We start from the raw sequence: 18,575 nt of genomic DNA on the forward strand, positions 1-18,575 counted from the left end.
GCCGAATACTTGGTGGTGCATTTTTCCGAGTACCCGAGAAGCGTGTGGGCGTACCGTTCCCCAAAAGATCGGCATGTCGGCACGCTTCTTATTCTCGGATAGTCCAGAAAGGATAATTCCAATGACACCCGAACAGATCAAGACCGCCGACAAGATGAAATCCGTGAAGGCCGCCTGCGTGAACGCCCCTGCCGGATCCAAGAAGGATACGGCGATGAGGCATTACCATGCAGCCGAGAAGGCACATACGGCAAAGAACGAAGCCGAGACCGACCAGGAACTCGATGCGGCGACCAACGCCCTTGCGTAACCTCCGGCATCTGACGTGAACACGGGGCCGCCTGCCGAGCAAAGGAGGGCGGCCCCTCTCACTTCAGGAGCGGCCCGGTCTGGTCCAGATATGCCGGATCGAACTCGGCAAGGTCCACCAGCCCGCCATGGTCGTGAAACGTCACGCGGCCGTCCCGAAAGGTGACCAGTCCGCTCTCGCGGAGCTGCCGCAGGACGCGGTTCACATGAACCGCGCTCAGCCCCAGCGTATCGGCGAGGTGGAACTGCGTCAGCGGGCAGTCGAAACCTTCCCTGCTGCCGATGCCGACCAGCGCAAGCCTCGATCCCAGCTCCAGCAGGAAATGCGCCATGCGGGCCTCCGCATCGCGCCGGCCGATCCCGACGAGATGTTCCACCACCATCGCCTCGTCCCTTGACGCCGCCCAGAGGATGGCGGTCGCAAGGCGCGGCGTCCGCGCGAAGGCATCGAGAAGGTCGCTCGCCAGCACTTCGGCGGCCTCGATGTTGACGATGGGTTCGAAGCTGTGGTCCGACGTGCGCAGCAGGACGCTGCGCAATCCCAGAAAATCCCCCGGCACCTGGAAATCGACGATCTGGCGCGTTCCGTCAGGTTGAAGCTTGTAGGAACAGACCCAACCGTCTGAGAGGATATACGCGGCTTGATCGACTTGCCCCTGATGCACCATGTCGCGTCCCGGAACAAAGAAGCGGCGACGCTGATGCAGACTTTCAAGTATGGCCAGCTCGACATCAGACAAGGCGACAAAGGCCGAAAGCTTGCGGGTCAGGGGGCTGTGTTCAACTGATGTCACGGGGCCTCGCGTCGTGTCGTGACCGAATAGCGGAAATCGGCCCGGACACTGCTCTGGATCAGCCCAGCATAGGCAATTTCCTGCGAGAAGTACGGATGTATCTGAAACTCGTGTTCCACGGGGATCACGATGCCAAGGAAGGGACGCCAGATGTCGACCGCGAGCGAACATGCAGGCCAGGCCGCCCTGTCAATCTGCGAGGCGCTCCTGCTTGCCATGAACGATCGCGGGTTGCTGCCGGAGCACGAGATCGTGGAGGTTCTTCGCGATGCCGCGGCGGCCCACGAGAATGCCGTTGGCACCGAACTCGAAATGGAAAACCACCGGGCCGTCGCCGAATTGATCAACACGATCATCGCTGGCGGAAACTCGGTTCGACGCTCGTGAACCGCTCGGGCAGCGGTGTCGATCGGAATTCTCGGAATGGAGGCCGAATAAGTTTCTGAGCTGACCCCAGCGAGTGGTCCGGGTTAACTGCTAAAGCATGGTCGGCCTTCGATCTACTGGAATGAAGACCTTGGGCGCTGGTGGCCGATATCCGAGGGCACTATGCGGCCGGTCCATGTTGTAGTGTTTTCGCCATCTTTCGATGAGAATTTGCGCCTCCCTCAACGAGTAGAAGACCTCGCCATTCAGGAGCTCGTCCCTGAACCTGCTGTTGAAGCTCTCGCAATAGCCGTTCTCCCAAGGTGACCCCGGCTCTATGTACGCGGTCTTCGCCCTACACCTGTCCACTTAACCTTCTTGGCTAACGAATGACATTACGGTTTCGATGGGACGTCGCCCCATGTTTCGGCAACCCAGATGCGGGCGCTCGGTGTTGTAGTGGACGAGCCAAGCGTCGAGATCGGCCTGGAGCGCCTCGACGGTCTCGTAGAAGGTCTCGCGCATCTTCACGCGGAAGAACTCCTCCAGCACCGTGCCATTGAACCGCTCGACGAAGCCGTTGGCCTTCGGCGTGCGGACCTTGGTGCGGCGATGCTCGATGGCGTTGAGGTCGAGATAGAGCTCGTAGGGGTGACGCTCGGTGCCGCAGAATTCGCGGCCGCTCGCCATTGGGCTCGAACCAATGGCGCCTTCAATGGCTCGCTCGGTCAGCACCGCCTTCACCGGCAGGTCCAGGGCGCGGTAGAAGGGCAGCACGTCGTTGTGCAGGACTGCGACCGCCGCCTCGGGCTGCTTGGAAACGTGCAGGAAGCCGAAGGCGTAGCTGCCGAAGGTATCGACGACCGCGTGCAGATAGACCTTGCCGATCCCCTTCAGCGTGCCGACGAAGAACGTGTCGGCCGAGAGCAGCTCGCCGGGAGTGCCTGATTCCACGTGTCGTTCCCGGAAGCACGGGTTCTGCTTCTCGAGGAAGGCGGCCTGTTCGGCAGTGATCTCGATGGTCTGGCCCGCATGGGCGTCCTCGAGCGCCAGCCAGCGGTCGTAGCGCGTGCCCAGGCCGTCGCCAGCGGGCTCGAACCGGTGGCGCCACGCTGGCGACCGTTCAGGATCTTCTGGATGGTGATCGAGGAGACCCGCACGCCCTCGAGCGCCAGCATCGCCTCGAAGCGGTTGCAGCCATAGGCCGGATGTTCGAGCGCCAGCGCCTTGATCCGCTCGACCGTCTCCGGCGGGGTCGTTTGCGGGTGGGTCTTGTGGATCGGCGGCAGGTCCTTCAGCCCCTCGAAGCCCGTTCTCGGGCTTACGCGGCGCCACCGGCGCCACGGTCCCTCAAACCCAAAACCGACGTTTCCACTCGTAGAAGCTGGTGCGGTCCATGCCGCGCTGGCGACAGGCCTCGGCCACGTTGCCGAGTTCTTTCGCCAGTTCCAGAACGCTCATGCGGGTTTGCGCGATCTTGGTCTTCGCGTCACGAGCCTTGGGTTTCGTCGCTTTTGGTGTTCCATCCATGGCGGGCTCCTCCTTTCCCAAAATAGCATGGAAAGAAGGTTAAGTGGACACGAAGAGGTCGCGTTTGCTCGTTTGGGTGGCGCTCGCGCGTCGAGCGTCCGCCGCAAGGGAATTGCCCTGATTATAGCCGCGCATAAGGACCTGGCGGAGGCCGCGCCGACTGCTGACGCATTGCGCACTCGGATGGCGGACCTGCCGGCGTCTTGGCGCGAGGCGGCGCTTCGTCCGGAGATATCGACGCAATGGCGAGAACTCCAGGTCAGACAGCTGTTTCGCCTCACTCTCGAAGGTTTGTTTTTCTGGAAGGTCGGCACGTTGGTGAAAGGGCCGATGACAACGCGACAGATTGCGCGTTCGTTCCTCGATGAGCTCAGCGCAGGTTCTGACCTCCCAAAATCAGCAGTAAGTTGGGTGCCCGGGACCGGGCTTGCCGGAAATCCGGTAACACTCCTGCGAGACATCCAGACTAAACTGCAAAGACGACCACGTGATCCTACGCAACTTGTTGCGGCTCTTATTCACGGCTTGGCATTCAGCTTAGCCGAGGCACCGAGAGAGGCGCATCAGTTTGAAAGCTCAGACAGGCTCCCGTTGGCGCGCGCTCGAAAAGACGCCGATTCCTGGAAACATCTGGCTCCAGGGGAATTTCTTATTCGGGTGATCGAGAACTGGATCATGGCTCAACATGCCTATTGGTCGGTCAGGAGGGGCCTTGCCGATGCAAGAACCCGTGGGAAGCAGATCATGCGTCTGCGCATCATTATGGATGAAGGCGGTTGGACATTGACCCCCGGCACGACAACGATGGGAAATCCGCCCCAGCCCACACCTGATCGGCTTGAAACGGCGGTCAGTCTCCTGACCGAGTGCCGTCGGTTTGAGGAGATCAATCCCTGACGAAGTTTCGTGGTAAGTCGACGCGGATTCACCATGTTTTGCAATGGGCCAAGTGGGCGTGCCGAAGTGGCCCCGTCTCCGACACGCCCCGAATGGAACGCGGCCGCCTGCGCGACCGCGCGGCCGGCGAAAACTCAAGCCAGCCTGGTGGGCTCCGAGCGGGTTCGCCGCCATCCCCACCGCCGCGCTCGATCCGGCCCACAGTCCGGCGTCTCCTGCGGTCCCCGCGCTTATCGGGTCCGGGTCCCCTTCATTCGCCGCGAACGGCTACCCGGCGTCGGCGGCCTCGGCCGGCGCGATCTCGGTGATGGTCTGGAACTCGCCGAGGAACTCGGGATGGTTCTGCGCCAGGTAGCGCACGACCCGGGCGTTCCCGAGCAACTTGCCGACATAGCCCTTGATCACGGTCAGGTGCAGGTGATCCTGCCCGTAGGTGTCCTGGATCGAGTCGATCCCCTCCTGCAGCCGGGCCAGTTCCTGTTCCATGCGCGCCATCGCCTCGGGCGTGATGCCCTTGACCTTCTTCGGCTTGGAGGACTCGACCAGTTGGGCCTGCGGCGTTCCTGCCAGGATCGCATTCACGTAGGCGACGGAATAGTTGTTCACGTTGAGCAGAAGCTCGGCCGCCTCGATCTGGCGCATGGTCTTCATCTTGCGCAGCGCATCGAACACGGCGTTCGTGCACGGCTTGTCTTTCAGGATCGCGACGGCTTCTTCGCAGATGCCGTCCAGAAGGCGCGCCTTGCGCCGGATGCTGCTCATGTTGAGGTCGAGGGCGAGCGCGATCTTCTCTTCAGGCACGCCGCGCTCGATCGCCTTGCGGATCATCTTGTGTTCCTGGATCGGCGCGAGGCGGCTGACCTGCCGATTGTAGGTGAAAGCCTCGTCGTCCGTGGAAACGAGACATTCCACTTCGCTCTCGCCCGCGTCCTTCAACGCCTCGATCCGCAGGTGGCCGTCCAGCAGCAACCAGGTCGCGGACTTGTCGGGGTTTCGGACGACAACGGGCGGCTCGACGATCCCGATCTGGGCGATAGAGGCCACGATCTGCCGGTACTTACGGCCCGATTTCGCGGACTTGCCGAGGGCGCGGAGCGGCAGGATCGCGTCTAAGGGGAGAGTCACGCAGTCGTCCTCGAACCCGAGCGTGACGCTCTTCGGGGTGTCGCGTGCGTCGCGCTTCATGCCGGTGCTCCGTCAGCCACGGACCGCGCGAGATCAGCGGGCATCGTCTCGAGACCCTCCGCGCTGAGCAGGGTCATGAAATGCGCATCCGCGCAGAGCTTTCGGAAGGCCTCGCGCACGAACATCAGCCGGCTCTGGGTGAGCTCGGCCTTCTTGATCAGAAGCTTCTGGCGCGTGGCTTCCTGCTGATACGCCCGGACAAGCCCCTCGCTTGTTAGGGCACGTTTTGGAGGCTTGCGCCCGAGCGGATTGCTGTGGAGTTGCGGACCGCGCAGTTCGCGTTGCTGGATCAGGCGGCGAACGAGAGCCAGCTTCCGTCCCCGCAGCTTGTTCTGCGTGTAGGCGTCCATCAGCGCCTTCTGCGCGCCCTTCGCGTCCGTCTTGGATATCTGGATAGCCAGGTTCAGCGGAAGAACCCCGGTCTCCACGGCCGAGACCAGGCGCTCTTCGCCCTTCTCCAACAGGCCGGCGATCATGTTCACATATTCGGTCGAGACCCCGATTTTCTCTCCGATCTGGCGGTCGTTATAGCCGCGCTGGCGGAGCGCACCGATCTCGCGCATCAGGTCGATGGGGTTGTGCTGCCGGCGCGCGCAGTTCTCCACGAGGCTCATCACGAGGCAATCGCTTTCGTCGGCCTCGATCACGATGGCGGGGATGAGGCCCTGCTTGAGCTCGATGAAGGCCTCGAGGCGGCCCTGACCGCAGACCAGGTCGTAGTCCTGCGGGGCGGTCCCCGCACGCGGCGCCACGGTGATCGGCCGCTTCAGGCCGATGCGGGCGATGTTGTCGACCATCGCCTCGAAAGTGCGACGGTTGCGGACGCGGGGATTGAGGACCCGGATCCTGTCGGTCGGGATCAGCATCACCTGCTTCTGGCTGGTCGGCTCCATGTCTTCGGGCATCACGCCACCTCCGGGTTCCTGGCCCGCGAAGCGAGCGCGTAGAAGAAATCGAGCGTATCGAACCGGTAAGCATCGAGCGCGAGCCCGTTCTGCTCGGCGAGTTTCAGTTTACTGAAGGTCATGTCGATGCTGGGAAGCACGTAATAGTCGCGCGGCGCCTCGTTCACCTCGTCCATGCGCACGGCGATGGTGATGTCCGGCACCAAGCCAGTGTCGAGGCGGATGCGCCAGCGCAGCGACCCTGCCCCCGTCGCGGTGCAGCGGGCCAGAACGATGGACACAGTGAACTCGTCGTTGACGCGCACCAGGTCGGTGTCTGGGTCCTGTACGGCCGACCCGCCGTGCCGGGTGATGCCGGCGATGATTTCGGCCACGACCTGCAGATGCGCCTGCCGCAGCGCCCGGTTCACCTCGATGTAACTGTAGTCGCGATCCGGCTCGTAGCCGATCAGCCGGTAGGCGCGCAGGAGACTGCCGAAGCGGCTGCGATAGGCGCTGGAGGATGGCAGGTCGTCCTCCTCGTCGATAATCAGGCCCGACAGCATGCCCTGTCGCTGGAGGATCGCGCGCAGCGCGTCGAGCAGTTCCTCGTCCGAGAAATGGCGGCTGCGGGCATCCACGATCTCTCGCGCACGCATGAAGAGCGCCTGATCGACGATGGCGGGATAGGCGCCCTCCGCGCGGATCCACATTTCGCGCGGGTTCACCACGCGGCGCTGCTTCAGCTTGAACGACACCTTCGCGAAGACATTGTTCCCGATGTATTTTTCGTTGGTCAGCACCTGATGCACCGTTGCCCGGGTCCACGGCCGGTCGAGATCGGTCCAGTGTCCTTCGGCGTTCAAGACATCCGCAATCTCGCGCTCCGTGCGCCCCTCGTTAACGAACATCTTGTACATGCGCTGGACGACCCGCTGTTCCTCCTCCGGTCCGGGGACCAGGATCACGCGGTCGGTCTGGAGGCTCTTCTGCTCGCCGCGCGACAGCTCGCCCTTCGGATTGCCATGCTCGTCGATCAGCACCCGCCGCAACCCGTATCCTGCCGCGCCGCCCTGGCGATAGCCCAGCTCCACGAGGCGGCATTGCCCGGCGAAGACCTTCACCGACAACTCGCGGCTGTACTCGCCGGCCATCACGCGTTTCACGGTCTTCAGGAGGTTCGAGCCGATGCTGCCGTCGTTCTCGAACTGCTCGCCGCAGTAGTGGACCCGGATGCCGGCGCGTGAGCAGACGTGCTCATGATAGGCGCCTTCGTCGGCATCCTGAAACCGGCCCCAACGGCTGACGTCGTAGACGAGGATGGCCTTGAAGTCGGCGTTGCCGGATTGAACCTCGGCCATGAGGTTCTGCAACGCCTCGCGGCCGTCGAGCCGCAGCCCGGATCGCCCGGAATCCTCGAACACGCGCAGGATCTGCAAGCCCCGCGCAGCGGCGTAGTTCCGAATGACGTCCAGCTGGTTCTCGGTGGAATACTTCTGGTGGTCTGTCGACATCCGGACGTAGGCGACAGCGGGCACGTCGGGCTCTGATGGGCTGGCGCCAGTCTCCCTGCTTGCCTCACGCCCTTGCATCTGCCCGGCTCCGGTTCACGTCGCAGCAATCCGGTCGGGACGGTCCGGACCGTTGCGCATGCTGCCGCGATCATTCGAGCATGCGAGCGCCTGAAAGTCGTTTCCGAAAAAGGGCAATCCCTTTCCATGCCCGGCGCATTGGCGGATCGCCTGCGGCGCGCGGCCGTCCACGCGCTTGATAATCTGCGGTCCCGTTTCGCAGTTCATATCGGCCACCTTCAAGTGAATGGTCGGTTCCCACAGGCGGCCGAACAAGACCACCGCGGGAACAAATGGATTCTGCCGTTTTCATGGCTCTCCAAAGATTTAACGGAGAGAAACATGAAGATGCGCGTGAAGATGGGCACAGTTGTGCACCCCGAGGACGTTCCGGCTAACTATCGCGCCGCCATGGCCATGGCATTGCAAGCGGAGCTCGGATCGACCCACCGGGCGATCAAGTCCGCCATGCGGTGGACCGGCGCCAGCGAGCGGACCGTGAAATACTGGTTCGCAGGCGAGCGGGGACCGAGCGGCGAGCACCTCGTGTCGCTCGCGCGTCATTCGGATGCCGTTCTGACCGCGCTGCTTGCGCTGTCGGACCGGTTGATCCTGGATGATGCCGAGAACCGGGAGCGCTGACAGGTGAAGGCGGGGCGTGGAAAGCGCACCCTTGTCTCGTGTTCGTTTTTGGTTATCTTGAATACGTACCGAGAAGGGAGAGCGTCATGCCTCGCACCACCACCATGACCGTCCGCGTCAGCGGCGCCCTGAGCGAGTTCGTCGCAACCAATGTCGGCGAAGACGGCGCCTACGAGAACGTCAGCGAATACATCCGGGACCTGATCCGTCGCGACAAGGAGCGCGCGGAGCACGAGGCTTTCGACCGATTGAGGGCCGAACTGAACCGAGCCTTCGCTGCGCCCGAGGACACCTACAAGCCGCTGACCGCCGCCGATGTGATCGCTCGGAACCGGACCTGACCGCATGGCAATCCGGATCCAGGAGGCGGCTTCGATCCGCCTCGACGAGATCTACCGATACACCCGCGACCGGTGGGGCGAGGCACAGGCCGAAACCTACATCACCGGTCTGTTCGCCGCCTTCGAGCAGATCGACACACGCGGTGTCATGTCGAGACCCGTACCGGCCGAGTTCGGCGTGAAAGGGTACTTCTTCCGCTACGAGCGGCATTTCGTGTACTGGCGACGGCTGTCAAATGGCGACATCGGCATCGTCACAATCCTTCACGAGCGGATGCATCAGATGGACCGCTTCAAGGAGGATTTCGGTTAAGCCTTTGTCCAAAAATGGAATTTCTGGATAAAATCTGAATCGCAGCCAGCCCGACAGACCTGGAGAACGTTGGATCCCGGTCCCGTCCCCTCCGCCAGATTTCCCGGTTTCTTCCGGGGTGGGCACCAAAACAGCCCACATTTACTGGTTTTTGACAGGTTCTCATCAACATCTGGCCCCAATCCTCCCGCAGAAAATGTGTGACAGAATGAGGGTTGAGATAAGGCAACGACATTCGAGGAGCTTGCCCGGAAAGTTCACGAAAGGAAGTACAAGGACAACGCCAACAACGGCAAGCATATCGCGCAGCGGATTCGGACGCTCGAAACATACTCCTTCCCAACGCTGGGCAACCTGGCCGTTTCCGAGATACACCAAGACGACATAGAAGCGGTCCTTGACCCCATCTGGACATCCAAGCCGGAAACGATGATGTCCCGAGAGATGGTGTAGCTCACCGCGGGCCTCGCGCTTTCAAGCGGGCCGAGCTGGTCAGTCGCTCTGCGCTGCAGGCAACCTGCTGCCGGTCAGCGCGTCGGCGAACCGCTCCAAGGGCGCGCGCGGGCCGCTCGACTGGTTGCCGCCGGATCCGGGCTTCCGCTGCCAGTATGTGCTGCGGTTCAGGCGGATCAGCGCGCGCTCGACGTCGCAAAGACAGGTTTCTGCGATTTCGTGCCGTCCAGGGACGACGCGACGAACCGCCTTCGCTTGCTACTCCCAACCGTCATCCAAGAAGCTCTTGAGATCAAAATCAGGGTCTCGCGCTCCCATGCGGTCAACCTGATCTTGGATCGGTCGCAGGCGTTCGAGCAGGTTCTGTCCAGCCCGTAAACGAACGAATTCGCGAAGCAGCTGCACACGTAGCTCATGATACTCCGCAGTTTCCACATCGACATCGCACATGACCGACCTGTTTATCCTGCGAGGTGTGCCCTGCCACGTCCGATCCGATAACGGCCCCGAGTTCATCGCCAAGGCCGTGCGGCACTGGATCGACGCGGTGGGCGCTAACACCGCGTTCATCGAACCGGGTAGTCCTTGGGAGAACGGCTACTGCGAGAGCTTCAACTCGAAGCTCAGGGACGAGTTGCTGAACGGCGAGATCTTCTACTCGCTGGCCGAGGCACGCGTGGTGATCGAGGCGTGGCGGGTCCATTACAACACCGCGCGGCCTCACTCGTCCCTGGGCTATCGGCCACCAGCGCCGGAGGCCGTTCACTGGGCACCGTTTCGAGCTCCGGGATCAGCCCCGCCGCATGCATCTACCTTGGCACCGAGACCCGTCATGCACTAAGGCTGAAACCGGACCACCCGATAGGGGCAGACCAGACCAGCTCCGCGCATTGCAGCCGATTGCCCGGTAAGGCTGAAGCAAGAGCTGCGTTGATTTCCCTGATCAATCGTCGCAGACACTTTCTGCGACCTCGAGAGCCCTGCTGGGTTGAACCACAGTGACGCGGCATTCCCGCACCTGCGTCACGGCCTCGATCTTATCCCCGTGTCCAGAGAACCGGCAGCAGGACAGCCGACCGCAGGCGTGTTAAGCGCCATTGCCCTGGCCAACAGCAGGGTTCGCGCAACTGATCGCCGCGAGGCAAGGAAGAGCGCGACCATCACGAACCAGATCAGCGACGAGGCCAGCCCTTGCTCGGACAGGTCGTCGGTGATCGCGGCGATCCAGAAGCCGGGGCCGAAGACCAGAATCAGGACGACCATGCCGTATTCCAGAAAGGTGACGGCAAGATTGGGCGGCGGCAGCAGGTCGACCGGTTCGGCGGCCAAAGAGACCGGCCGCAAATACGGCACACCTTCCGCGGTTCCTATTCGTTCCTGCGCCAGGACCACCATGCGATCATGTCTGGCATTCCAGACCGCAAGCGAAAGGGAGGCCAGCGAGATGCAGATCAAGGCCGCCGTTCCCAGTGCCATCCGCATCGTCTCGAAGGCCACCAGCGAAATCGCGACTGCGGTTACCATGGGGCCGAGATAGATCATCGAGACGGAAAAGACGATGTAGCCGACAGCGCGACGCAAGACGACAAGCAGCCAGCTGGAAAGGAAAATCGTAGCGGGCAGACAGATCGCGGCCCAACTGACCCAGGCGCGCCAGGAAACGGCCTCGGGCCGGAACAGGGCGAGCGGGTCGTTGAGTTGAAGCAGCGCGGCAAAGTAGAAAACCCCGAACAGGACCGCGCCCAGAAGAGCCGCGCTGCGCAGTTTTCCGTCCCAGCATTCCGGTGCAGATCCCAGTACCAGGCGCACCGACCAGAGATTACGCAGCACCGACATCAGAACCATCCTTCGGGAACCGCTTTCGCTGCCCTGTTTTGCAGGACATTCCAGCCTTCCCGTATATCGTCCGCCGTTTCATTCGCCCAATCCTCTACCCCTTCGGCAGTTTCCACCGCCCAGTCGGCCACATCATGCGCGCTCTCGGAGGCCCAGTCGGCAGTATCCTGCGCGGCTTCGGATGCCCAGTCGGCGGCTTCTCCGGCCTTTTTCGCAGTCCAGTCCGCCGCGCGCTCCATCTGTCGGCCTGCTTCAGCCGCCGTGTCGCCGGCCCATTGCCGGGCGGCGTCATACTTGAGCATCAGATAGTCGGCGAAATCTCCCGTCACCTCGACGGCACCCTGTGCGATCGCCTCCAGCCCGTTCCCGATGGCGGTGTAGAGCTGGTCGCATTTGGTCCCCAGATCCCATCGGTTGGCGATCCAGGTCAGCACCATTCCGACGGCCAGTCCGGTACCGATGCCGGCCGCGACGACAATCGCGGCCGTCCCGAGGGTCAGCGCGGCAGCGCCACCGAAAGCGATTGCGACCGCCGAAATGACCGCTTCCGCTGCGATGGCCGAGATCCCCAACGCGATACCGTCGACGGTCAGGGTGCTCAGCAACAGGCTCCAGTCTCCTCGGGATTGCGGATTGCCGTACCACTCGACGAAATCGATCGTGCCGACGATGAACCAGCCGACGACGGGAAGTTTGCTTGCCGCACCTTCTGCAGAGGGTACGGCCGCAGTTCTCAGATTTCCGCGGGTGGCGGTGACGACCTGTGCCAACCGCGAGCGCGTCATCGCCGCAACGACCCCCGTCATCAGCTGTCGGCCGATACCCGGCTTCATCCGGGCGACGATCACGAGGGCCCCCGAACTGTCGCGCGCGACGCGCAGCGCGCCCTTGCCTCCGTCGACAAGCGCCCTGATCGCCCTCCGTCCGTTCATGCTCCGTACGGCAGCGACCACTTCGGCAATTGCGGGCGCACCGTCCGTTCCGGTCATTCTCAGGTCGATGTCATGTCCGGAGCTTTCGTAAAGGTCCTGCGCGCCCGAGATTTCGTCAATAATCTCCAGGGTGACGAGAATTGCCCTTGCAATCGCCAGCAAGACGTCATCCGGCGCGGTATCGACATCTATTTCGCCCTCGTCCAAAGACAGCGAAGGCGGGGCCTGAAGCACCAGAATTTCCTGTTCAGGCCTTTGCCCTCCCGCTTTGGCGTTCTCGTCGATCTCGCTGAGCAGAACCCCCAGATCCTGCGGGCGTGAATAGGTGAACTCCTGAAGCCTCGAGCAGACAGGATACGTGGTGCCATTCAGGATGACGTCGAGTCTGTTTGTCGTGCCCGTAAGCGTATTGGGCAGGATCATGCGCTCGCCGCTTGGCAGAATGCCGGTAGCTTCGCCATTGACGACGCCTTCCATCAGCAGGCCACCGGACGGCGAGTTTACCCGAAACAGGTTCCCCATCTCGCATCGCGCCAGCGGGTCGTCGCAGTTTACCGTCGTCACTTACGCCTCCTTCCCGATCGAGATCGCGAGGGCAAGCATATCCCTGGACCTGTCGAGATCATGAGCAGAGCCTTGAAGGATGCCGTCGAATCGCCGGTCCTGTTCCGGCGGAAAGCCGAGCATGAGCCTACTCAGGCAATATCTTTCGACCGCGCGCTCCTCGCGCAATCCCAGAGAGATTGCCGATCTTGCCATGCGGTGAAGACTGGTCAGCCTCCTGTCTTCGGACACGCTGGTCGTGGAAGGTATGACCTTTGTCAGTTTCCGGTCGAGTTTCTCGACGAACAGGTCAAGGCGGATGCGTGCAATGTCGCGCCGGAAACCGGGCCATCTGCCCGGAGAGTTTCCCGTCCGAATGTCCCGGCGCAGGTCCGGATGCGACACGTGGGCGATCGACACCATCCCCCTTACCGGTTCGGGCAGTATGAAGGTCATGTCCAGAAGGAAGTGTTCCAGGAACGGTGTCGCGGCTTCGTCATGGCCCTTCAGATAGCGCGCCAGATAAGGCGGCGCCCAGAAGCGGAAAAAGATCCACCTTCCTCCCGCGTCCTGAAATTTTGTGAACTTCCGGAGATGGGACCAGATCATGTCCAGCGACCGACTGCTCCTGATGAAGATCGCTGCGGCATTGTTCCAATATTGGCCGGCAGACTTTCCCCCGGTGAACAGCTTCCGGGTCAGGTCGGACTCCTGTTCCAGACGGACGAGCCATGGCGCGGCGTCTCCCCATTCGTCGCGTGCGTCCCCCTTGAAAAGGCATCTATGGTCCAGACCCGACGCTTCCAGAACCTCGGGAAGCATCGGCATCCGGGCCGCATCTATCAACGCAAGGACGCTATCGCCGTCATCCCCAGCCGGGAACAGATGCGGCATCAGGTCCTCGGGAACCGTCCTTGTCGGCCATTTTCCGAACTGGCTGTCGAGCGGCCTGAAATTCGTGAGAGTCTCGATGTGAAGGGCCGACAGGCCGTCCGAGGACATCTGTCCACCCGGTTTACCTCCGGAAAGGTCCATCCAGAAATCGGCCGTCATTTTAAAAGGTCCATGCCAGAAGGCCCGCTGCGACTGCGTAGGCCAGCATACAAGGCCGTCCCGGCGGCTGCGTGGCGCATCCGGTCGCCGGAGCGTGACGCGGAAAATACGTTCAGTTGGTCAGCGCTCTCGAAGTGGCAGAGCGCCAAGGCGCCCTCGCCTAGGGCGGAGGAAATCCGGCCAATCCGGAGCTCCTGATTGAAAAAGCCTCTCATGAAACACCCTCTTGAATTGCCGCGAAGGTAGTAAGTCCCCGCGCGTCATGGCAACCCCAGGCATCCCCTTACCTTCAGGGACGCTTGGCTATTGGCAGTATCATGCCGATTTGCAGAATGCTGCAAAGCAATGGAAGGTGCTGGAGTGGACACTGTCAGGAAAGCGATCAGGGACAGCTTCCAGAACCTACAGAGCCGATATCGGAAATTGGTTCACCTGTGCTCACGTGGCTTTCCACGAATGACCGCTTCCGTATTTTTTTGGCTGCTCGGGCTTGAGGCGCTCAACGTCGGCTATCGGCAGATGCCAACCAGACGGCGGCCATCTGCGCGGTGTGCGCGCTGAGGCAGGAGATGATGCCCTAGCGGCGCAGTGGACCGGACCCGGCGTCGTTGCGCTATCACATTCTGCGCCTCAAGCCGCAGCTTCCAACGCGAACCCGGGAGCCTGTCCCAACGCAGCGAACGCCGCATCGTATTGCTCCAGCCGGGTAGCATGGTTCGGATCGAACAGCCGATCTACCTGGGGCCGATGCCAGCCGAGATCCCGGACCAGATCGGCGCGGGTCTTGTCCGCATCTGACAGGGCCCAGAACAGCAGGACCTTGATCTGGAGCTGCAGCGGAACCGCCACGAGGCGCGGGCCGTCGCTCGGCCGCGGGATGTCCTCGAAACCCGATAGGCGTGATGCCAGCGCTTCGGAGATCGCTCCTTTGGCCATGCTCAGGGCTTCGACTTCGGTTTCGCCGAAGCTGGTCACCTCCGGCAGATCCGGGCAGGTCACCAAAAAGGTACCGTTGTCGTCAGGGGTCAGGTCTACGGGATAGGCCAGCATCAGGGGATCGCCTCCTTCGGGAGATCCCGGCCTCACTTGAGGCCGAGATCCTTGAGTATCTTGTTCACCAACCCCGTACCGAGTTCCTTGCGGGCCCCGTGCATCGGGATCTGGCTTTTCCTGTCGCCCAATCGAACAGTCTTGTGGCCGCTGCCCCCTTTGTGGGTTTCGAAGGTGCAGCCTTTGGAGCGCAGGAGCTTTTCGAGTTCTTTGCTGTTCATGGATATAACATAGTCAACACATCTGTTTAAGTCAACAGATGTGTTTAATCACGGTGTGGAAATCTACGCCTGCGACCCGATCTTGGACGTCTGCCCGGGCACCAGATGCAGATGGTGATATTCTGCTTCTGCGGGGCTGCCGGGGCTGCGGGTCGGCTCAGTTCACGCGGATCGCATAGACCCCACCTGGATCTGGGCCGAAGTGCGAGCGCGTGAGGCGGTAGCCAGTGCCGTCCTTCGGCGGACAGGTGCGGCAAGCCTGATCGCGAGCCCTTTCCTTCCCTCTAACTTGGTTGATTCCACCTTGCCATTTCTTTGCCAGAATACCGTGTGAGTTCCTGCGATGTTCTGGGAATCTAGGGAGAAACAAGAGCCTAGATCAACGGCGCCGGCCCCGCTGTATCTTTTTGCTTTTATTGAGTTTTATGGCGGAGACGATGGGATTCGAACCCACGAGACGGTTTCCCGCCTACTCCCTTAGCAGGGGAGCGCCTTCGACCACTCGGCCACGTCTCCGCCGCCTCGTTTAGAGATCCGGGACAGGAGAAACAAGGCCAAAATCGAGATTCCTTGGTCGCTCATATCTCATTCCACACTGTCCCCACCCTCCTGCCTGGGCGTTCACTCCCCTCATCTGGTGGATCGGGACCGGTGCCCTATCACTGGCGGAGGCCTGCTTCTCCAGAATGGCATGGAAAGAAGGTTGAGTAGACGCGTTGAGTACTGCTGCTCGGGTCTGAGGCCACCGGCACCGATCACCGGCCTCTGGCACATCATCCCGGCCAGGCCGGATTCGAGTTGAAGCTCGTCTCTTCTGTCGGCCTGGCTCGAACGCGCGAGGCCCTGCACGACAGCTGGGACAAGAACGACCCGAAGGACGCCCAGGTCATCCTGCACATGCTGGAGAACGGCGCCGTGCAGTTCTTTCATGATCCCCTGGTCGTCGGGATCGCCGACATTCAGGAGCTGTCGAAGACGCATGAGATCGTCTCGCGTTCGAAGACCGAGCTCTGGCACCGCATTCCGACGCATTACCTGCCGCTCTACTTTCCCGAGGCCGTCTTCGCCGTGAAGCCTACACCGCAATCGCGGCAAAGATGGCGCGCACCGTACACGCCGTGGTCAAACACGGCGCACCCTATCGCCCCTTCTTCGAGCGGGGCGCCCACGCCGATCTGCCGAACCACGTCGGCAATCTTCACTCCCCGAGCTCGCAGCACGTGGAACTGCCACAGATTCATGAGGGTGATTTAGGGCTTCTCTGGTTTGCCGGCCATCGTCGTCGTCCTGCGTGATACGGGACAAAATACCCCAAGGGCGGCCCTGCCCTATCCTTCGATGCGACGGGACCTCCGTGTCGTGCGGATCACACCTGATGACGGGCAAAAATCCATGGATCGCAGCTCGGCACCCGAAGACGACAGGTTCACGGGAAAACCCACCAGACCGGCCGCTTTATGTCATCAAACATGCTGAAAAGCGTTCGGCACGCTTATGCGTTCAAAACGCACAGTTATTTCACATTTGCACAAGTATATCTGGTGGAGCCGAGGGGGATCGAACCCCTGACCTCGTCATTGCGAACGACGCGCTCTCCCAACTGAGCTACGGCCCCGGTGAGCGGTCATTTGCAGTATGGCGCGGGGGATGTCAAGCGGTCTGCCCCATATGATGATGCAGAAATTTCGCAATCTTCAGCAGCGGCCGCGCCGGGACCAACCAAGCAAAAGCTCGCCCCCTCGCAGACAGGCGCCGACGCGGTCCGCCCTCCTGTCGCTCCGGGGGCCGCAGAAGGTACGATCCGAGATCCCTGGGACCTGCAACGGCCTCATCCGGCAGGCCTGCCAGCAGCCCTCCCCGATACCGACCGGACGCGGCCGATCGTCCTTTCGGCCCGCCCCGCGCCCATGCGTACGCCCCAACGCCCCGGCCCCTATTCCGAGGCCAGCCCCAACCAGCCCGCGGGCAGAAAGAGAGGGCTTGTCGGTTGCGGCGCATCGCCCCCGGGGGCCAGCCACGGCTTTCCGTATTGCGCAGGCACCGGAACGAATCCACCCGTCCGGGCGAGAGGCCTCCCGCGCCTCTGGGCCGCAACCGGCTTTACCCCTCCGCGCCACGGGCTAGGATCGAACGGATGCAGCGGCAGCGGGAGACCCAAGGATGAGATCGCTTCGGCTCTGGCAGGTTCTGCGCCTGTCGCGTCGGCTCTGGGTGCGCACCAGCCTGATCGCGGTGCTCGGGATCGTCGCGGCGGGGGCGGCGGCGCTGCTGGGGCCGGTCATTCCGCAAGAGCTGGCCGACCGGCTGGGCAAGGACGCCGTGATGCCGGTGCTCGACGTGCTGGCCTCGTCGATGCTGGCGGTCACGACCTTCTCGCTGTCGATCATGGTCACGACGCATCACCAGGCCTCGTCGCAGGTGACGCCGCGCTCGCACCGGCTGCTTCTGGAGGACACCACGACCCAGACCGTGCTGGCGACCTTCATTGGCGCCTTCATCTTCGCGCTGGTCTCGATAATCTTGTTCCGGGCCGGTGCCTATACCGGCGCCTCCGCCTTCGTGCTGTTTGCCTTCACCGTGCTGGTGGTGGTGCTGGTCGTGGTGGCGATCCTGCGCTGGATCGACCATCTGTCGCGGCTGGGCAGCATGGACGAGACCATTGCCCAGGCCGCCACTCGCGCCCGCGAAACCCTTGCCGTTGCCCGTGCCGCCCCGAGCCTGCTGGCCACCCCCCTGCCCGATGGCGCGCCCCCACCCGACGGCGCCGAGCCCGTGCCCGCGCCGCAGGGCGGCTATGTGCAGCTTGTCGACATGGCGGCGCTGTCCGAGCAGGCCGAGAAGGCCGGGGCCCAGATCTGGATCACGGCCGTGCCCGGCTGCTTTCTCGTCGCCGGGCGGGCGCTGGCCCATATCCATCCGCCGGGCGCGCTCGACACTGCGCGGGTGTCGGCCGCCTTCGAGATCAAACCGATCCGCAGCTTCGAGCAGGATGTCCGTTTCGCGCTGATCGTGCTGTCGGAAATCGCCTCGCGGGCGCTTTCGCCGGGGCTGAACGACCCCGGCACCGCCATAGACGTCCTCGGGCGGCTGGAACGGCTGCTGGCCGAATGCCCCCCCCCGGGCGACGAGATCCGCTACCCGAAGCTCCATGCCCCGGCGCTGCGGGACGAAGACCTGGTCGAGGATGCCTTCGCCGCCATCGCCCGCGACGGCGCGCCGATGCGCGAGGTGGCCCGCCGGCTGATCCATGCGCTGAACACGCTGCGCCAGGGCGACGATCCGGGCCTCGCCCGGGCCGCCGAGGCGATGACCCGGCGGGCGCTGGCCCATGCCGAGGCCGCGCTGGTCATCGAGGAGGACAAGGCCGCGCTCCGTCGTCTGGCCGAGATCTAGGCGCAAGCGAGCTGGCGCGGGGTTCGAAGACCGGCCTCCCGGAGGAAAAATGTCGTCTGGAAACAGGGCGGTGAAATCTCGGCGCGGGGCCGGAACTGGCTTTGCCCTCAGAAATGTCTGCCCCTCACGGGCACGCTCGGCGCAGCCGTTCAGCCGGAAAGCGGAGAACGACAACGCCGAGCCCAGTGTCGCCGATGCTGCGACCTAAACGCATGATTGCTTAGGCCCCTCGACAGGGTGTGTTTGCGCAAGAAACGGGTCG

General features: G+C 62.7%; 17 protein-coding genes, 2 tRNA genes and 4 pseudogenes. 9 read left to right on the forward strand and 14 right to left on the reverse strand.

The features are described 5' to 3' along the window. Positions 1-121 precede the first annotated feature (121 nt). Entirely contained in the window at positions 122-310 is a 189-nt protein-coding gene (locus tag B5V46_RS12915; RefSeq protein WP_080616980.1) for a hypothetical protein, read from the forward strand. 58 nt (positions 311-368) lie between these two features. Here the strand turns inward: B5V46_RS12915 and B5V46_RS12920 are convergent, their stop codons facing one another. Continuing rightward, positions 369-1,103 carry a Crp/Fnr family transcriptional regulator gene (locus tag B5V46_RS12920; RefSeq protein WP_080616981.1) on the reverse strand — a complete coding sequence of 245 codons (735 nt, stop codon included), beginning with the start codon at positions 1,101-1,103 and terminating at the stop codon, positions 369-371. Positions 1,104-1,253: 150 nt separating this feature from the next. On the opposite strand from B5V46_RS12920, the gene B5V46_RS12925 reads away from it, so the two are divergent. Beyond that, positions 1,254-1,490: a hypothetical protein gene (locus B5V46_RS12925; RefSeq protein ID WP_080616982.1), complete on the forward strand. Its 237-nt coding sequence runs from the start codon at positions 1,254-1,256 to the stop codon at positions 1,488-1,490. A 90-nt stretch (positions 1,491-1,580) separates the two neighbouring features. Here the strand turns inward: B5V46_RS12925 and B5V46_RS12930 are convergent. Next, a pseudogene (locus B5V46_RS12930) lies at positions 1,581-1,823 on the reverse strand (transposase); the annotation flags it as partial. Positions 1,824-1,838: 15 nt separating this feature from the next. Next, positions 1,839-2,999, reverse strand: a pseudogene (locus B5V46_RS12935) (integrase core domain-containing protein). A 27-nt stretch (positions 3,000-3,026) separates the two neighbouring features. On the opposite strand from B5V46_RS12935, the gene B5V46_RS19855 reads away from it, so the two are divergent. Then, positions 3,027-3,896: a hypothetical protein gene (locus B5V46_RS19855; RefSeq protein ID WP_155774054.1), complete on the forward strand. Its 870-nt coding sequence runs from the start codon at positions 3,027-3,029 to the stop codon at positions 3,894-3,896. Between the two features lie 267 nt (positions 3,897-4,163). Here the strand turns inward: B5V46_RS19855 and B5V46_RS12940 are convergent, their stop codons facing one another. Genes B5V46_RS12940 through B5V46_RS20255 form a run of 4 tightly spaced genes read right to left on the reverse strand, consistent with a single transcriptional unit; the run spans position 4,164 to position 7,812 of the window. Next, on the reverse strand, positions 4,164-5,081 hold the full coding sequence (locus tag B5V46_RS12940) for a plasmid partitioning protein RepB C-terminal domain-containing protein (protein ID WP_080616984.1): 918 nt from the start codon (positions 5,079-5,081) through the stop codon (positions 4,164-4,166). Further along, the gene (locus B5V46_RS12945; RefSeq protein WP_080616985.1) at positions 5,078-5,986 is read right to left on the reverse strand and encodes a plasmid partitioning protein RepB C-terminal domain-containing protein; all 909 of its coding nucleotides are present in this window, start codon (positions 5,984-5,986) and stop codon (positions 5,078-5,080) included. Before B5V46_RS12945 ends, B5V46_RS12940 begins: the two co-directional genes overlap by 4 nt. Further along, a complete protein-coding gene (locus B5V46_RS12950; protein WP_080616986.1) occupies positions 5,986-7,557 on the reverse strand; it encodes a recombinase family protein in 1,572 nt (523 codons plus the stop codon). Before B5V46_RS12950 ends, B5V46_RS12945 begins: the two co-directional genes overlap by 1 nt. A gap of 15 nt (positions 7,558-7,572) precedes the next feature. Then, entirely contained in the window at positions 7,573-7,812 is a 240-nt protein-coding gene (locus B5V46_RS20255) for a hypothetical protein (protein WP_231119115.1), read from the reverse strand. A 66-nt stretch (positions 7,813-7,878) separates the two neighbouring features. On the opposite strand from B5V46_RS20255, the gene B5V46_RS12960 reads away from it, so the two are divergent. The 4 genes and pseudogenes from B5V46_RS12960 to B5V46_RS12980 form a co-directional block, all read left to right on the forward strand. Next, positions 7,879-8,178 carry a hypothetical protein gene (locus B5V46_RS12960; protein ID WP_080616987.1) on the forward strand — a complete coding sequence of 100 codons (300 nt, stop codon included), beginning with the start codon at positions 7,879-7,881 and terminating at the stop codon, positions 8,176-8,178. An 86-nt stretch (positions 8,179-8,264) separates the two neighbouring features. Beyond that, positions 8,265-8,519 carry an addiction module antitoxin gene (locus B5V46_RS12965; RefSeq protein ID WP_080616988.1) on the forward strand — a complete coding sequence of 85 codons (255 nt, stop codon included), beginning with the start codon at positions 8,265-8,267 and terminating at the stop codon, positions 8,517-8,519. A gap of 4 nt (positions 8,520-8,523) precedes the next feature. Beyond that, complete coding sequence (locus B5V46_RS12970; protein WP_080616989.1) at positions 8,524-8,832, forward strand: type II toxin-antitoxin system RelE/ParE family toxin; 309 nt, start codon at positions 8,524-8,526, stop codon at positions 8,830-8,832. 901 nt (positions 8,833-9,733) lie between these two features. Beyond that, positions 9,734-10,126 (forward strand): annotated as a pseudogene (locus B5V46_RS12980) (integrase core domain-containing protein); the annotation flags it as partial. A 182-nt stretch (positions 10,127-10,308) separates the two neighbouring features. Here the strand turns inward: B5V46_RS12980 and B5V46_RS12985 are convergent. The 6 genes from B5V46_RS12985 to B5V46_RS13015 form a co-directional block, all read right to left on the reverse strand. Next, positions 10,309-11,121 (reverse strand): hypothetical protein, encoded by an 813-nt coding sequence (locus tag B5V46_RS12985; RefSeq protein WP_080616991.1) that lies wholly within the window; start codon positions 11,119-11,121, stop codon positions 10,309-10,311. Next, entirely contained in the window at positions 11,121-12,617 is a 1,497-nt protein-coding gene (locus B5V46_RS12990) for a hypothetical protein (RefSeq protein ID WP_080616992.1), read from the reverse strand. Before B5V46_RS12990 ends, B5V46_RS12985 begins: the two co-directional genes overlap by 1 nt. Continuing rightward, positions 12,618-13,649: a DUF4123 domain-containing protein gene (locus B5V46_RS12995; protein ID WP_080616993.1), complete on the reverse strand. Its 1,032-nt coding sequence runs from the start codon at positions 13,647-13,649 to the stop codon at positions 12,618-12,620. Between the two features lie 630 nt (positions 13,650-14,279). Then, positions 14,280-14,699: a type II toxin-antitoxin system HicB family antitoxin gene (locus B5V46_RS13005; RefSeq protein ID WP_080616995.1), complete on the reverse strand. Its 420-nt coding sequence runs from the start codon at positions 14,697-14,699 to the stop codon at positions 14,280-14,282. Positions 14,700-14,731: 32 nt separating this feature from the next. Further along, on the reverse strand, positions 14,732-14,920 hold the full coding sequence (locus B5V46_RS13010; RefSeq protein ID WP_080616996.1) for a type II toxin-antitoxin system HicA family toxin: 189 nt from the start codon (positions 14,918-14,920) through the stop codon (positions 14,732-14,734). A 426-nt stretch (positions 14,921-15,346) separates the two neighbouring features. Further along, positions 15,347-15,436: transfer RNA gene (locus B5V46_RS13015), tRNA-Ser, on the reverse strand. 222 nt (positions 15,437-15,658) lie between these two features. On the opposite strand from B5V46_RS13015, the pseudogene B5V46_RS13020 reads away from it, so the two are divergent. Continuing rightward, positions 15,659-15,979, forward strand: a pseudogene (locus B5V46_RS13020) (IS110 family transposase); the annotation flags it as partial. 480 nt (positions 15,980-16,459) lie between these two features. Here B5V46_RS13020 and B5V46_RS13025 read toward each other — a convergent pair. Next, positions 16,460-16,535 (reverse strand) — tRNA-Ala (locus tag B5V46_RS13025). Between the two features lie 545 nt (positions 16,536-17,080). Between B5V46_RS13025 and B5V46_RS13030 the strand changes: the two genes are divergently transcribed. Next, entirely contained in the window at positions 17,081-18,313 is a 1,233-nt protein-coding gene (locus tag B5V46_RS13030) for a DUF2254 domain-containing protein (RefSeq protein WP_080616997.1), read from the forward strand. Positions 18,314-18,575 lie beyond the last annotated feature (262 nt).

Origin of the sequence: Rhodovulum sp. MB263 (assembly GCF_002073975.1) — a bacterium.
In the GTDB taxonomy this organism is placed as follows: domain Bacteria; phylum Pseudomonadota; class Alphaproteobacteria; order Rhodobacterales; family Rhodobacteraceae; genus Rhodovulum.

What these genes read in the sequence shown, in the direction of transcription:
- B5V46_RS19855 (WP_155774054.1), top strand. Translation starts at nt 3,027, where the DNA reads ATGGAAAGAAGGTTAAGTGGACACGAAGAGGTCGCGTTTGCTCGTTTG.
- B5V46_RS12965 (WP_080616988.1), top strand. Translation starts at nt 8,265, where the DNA reads ATGCCTCGCACCACCACCATGACCGTCCGCGTCAGCGGCGCCCTGAGC.
- B5V46_RS12995 (WP_080616993.1), bottom strand. Translation starts at nt 13,649, where the DNA reads ATGACGGCCGATTTCTGGATGGACCTTTCCGGAGGTAAACCGGGTGGA.
- B5V46_RS12945 (WP_080616985.1), bottom strand. Translation starts at nt 5,986, where the DNA reads ATGCCCGAAGACATGGAGCCGACCAGCCAGAAGCAGGTGATGCTGATC.
- B5V46_RS12925 (WP_080616982.1), top strand. Translation starts at nt 1,254, where the DNA reads ATGTCGACCGCGAGCGAACATGCAGGCCAGGCCGCCCTGTCAATCTGC.
- B5V46_RS12970 (WP_080616989.1), top strand. Translation starts at nt 8,524, where the DNA reads ATGGCAATCCGGATCCAGGAGGCGGCTTCGATCCGCCTCGACGAGATC.
- B5V46_RS12915 (WP_080616980.1), top strand. Translation starts at nt 122, where the DNA reads ATGACACCCGAACAGATCAAGACCGCCGACAAGATGAAATCCGTGAAG.
- B5V46_RS13010 (WP_080616996.1), bottom strand. Translation starts at nt 14,920, where the DNA reads ATGAACAGCAAAGAACTCGAAAAGCTCCTGCGCTCCAAAGGCTGCACC.
- B5V46_RS13030 (WP_080616997.1), top strand. Translation starts at nt 17,081, where the DNA reads ATGAGATCGCTTCGGCTCTGGCAGGTTCTGCGCCTGTCGCGTCGGCTC.
- B5V46_RS12950 (WP_080616986.1), bottom strand. Translation starts at nt 7,557, where the DNA reads ATGCAAGGGCGTGAGGCAAGCAGGGAGACTGGCGCCAGCCCATCAGAG.
- B5V46_RS12985 (WP_080616991.1), bottom strand. Translation starts at nt 11,121, where the DNA reads ATGTCGGTGCTGCGTAATCTCTGGTCGGTGCGCCTGGTACTGGGATCT.
- B5V46_RS12960 (WP_080616987.1), top strand. Translation starts at nt 7,879, where the DNA reads ATGAAGATGCGCGTGAAGATGGGCACAGTTGTGCACCCCGAGGACGTT.
- B5V46_RS12940 (WP_080616984.1), bottom strand. Translation starts at nt 5,081, where the DNA reads ATGAAGCGCGACGCACGCGACACCCCGAAGAGCGTCACGCTCGGGTTC.
- B5V46_RS13005 (WP_080616995.1), bottom strand. Translation starts at nt 14,699, where the DNA reads ATGCTGGCCTATCCCGTAGACCTGACCCCTGACGACAACGGTACCTTT.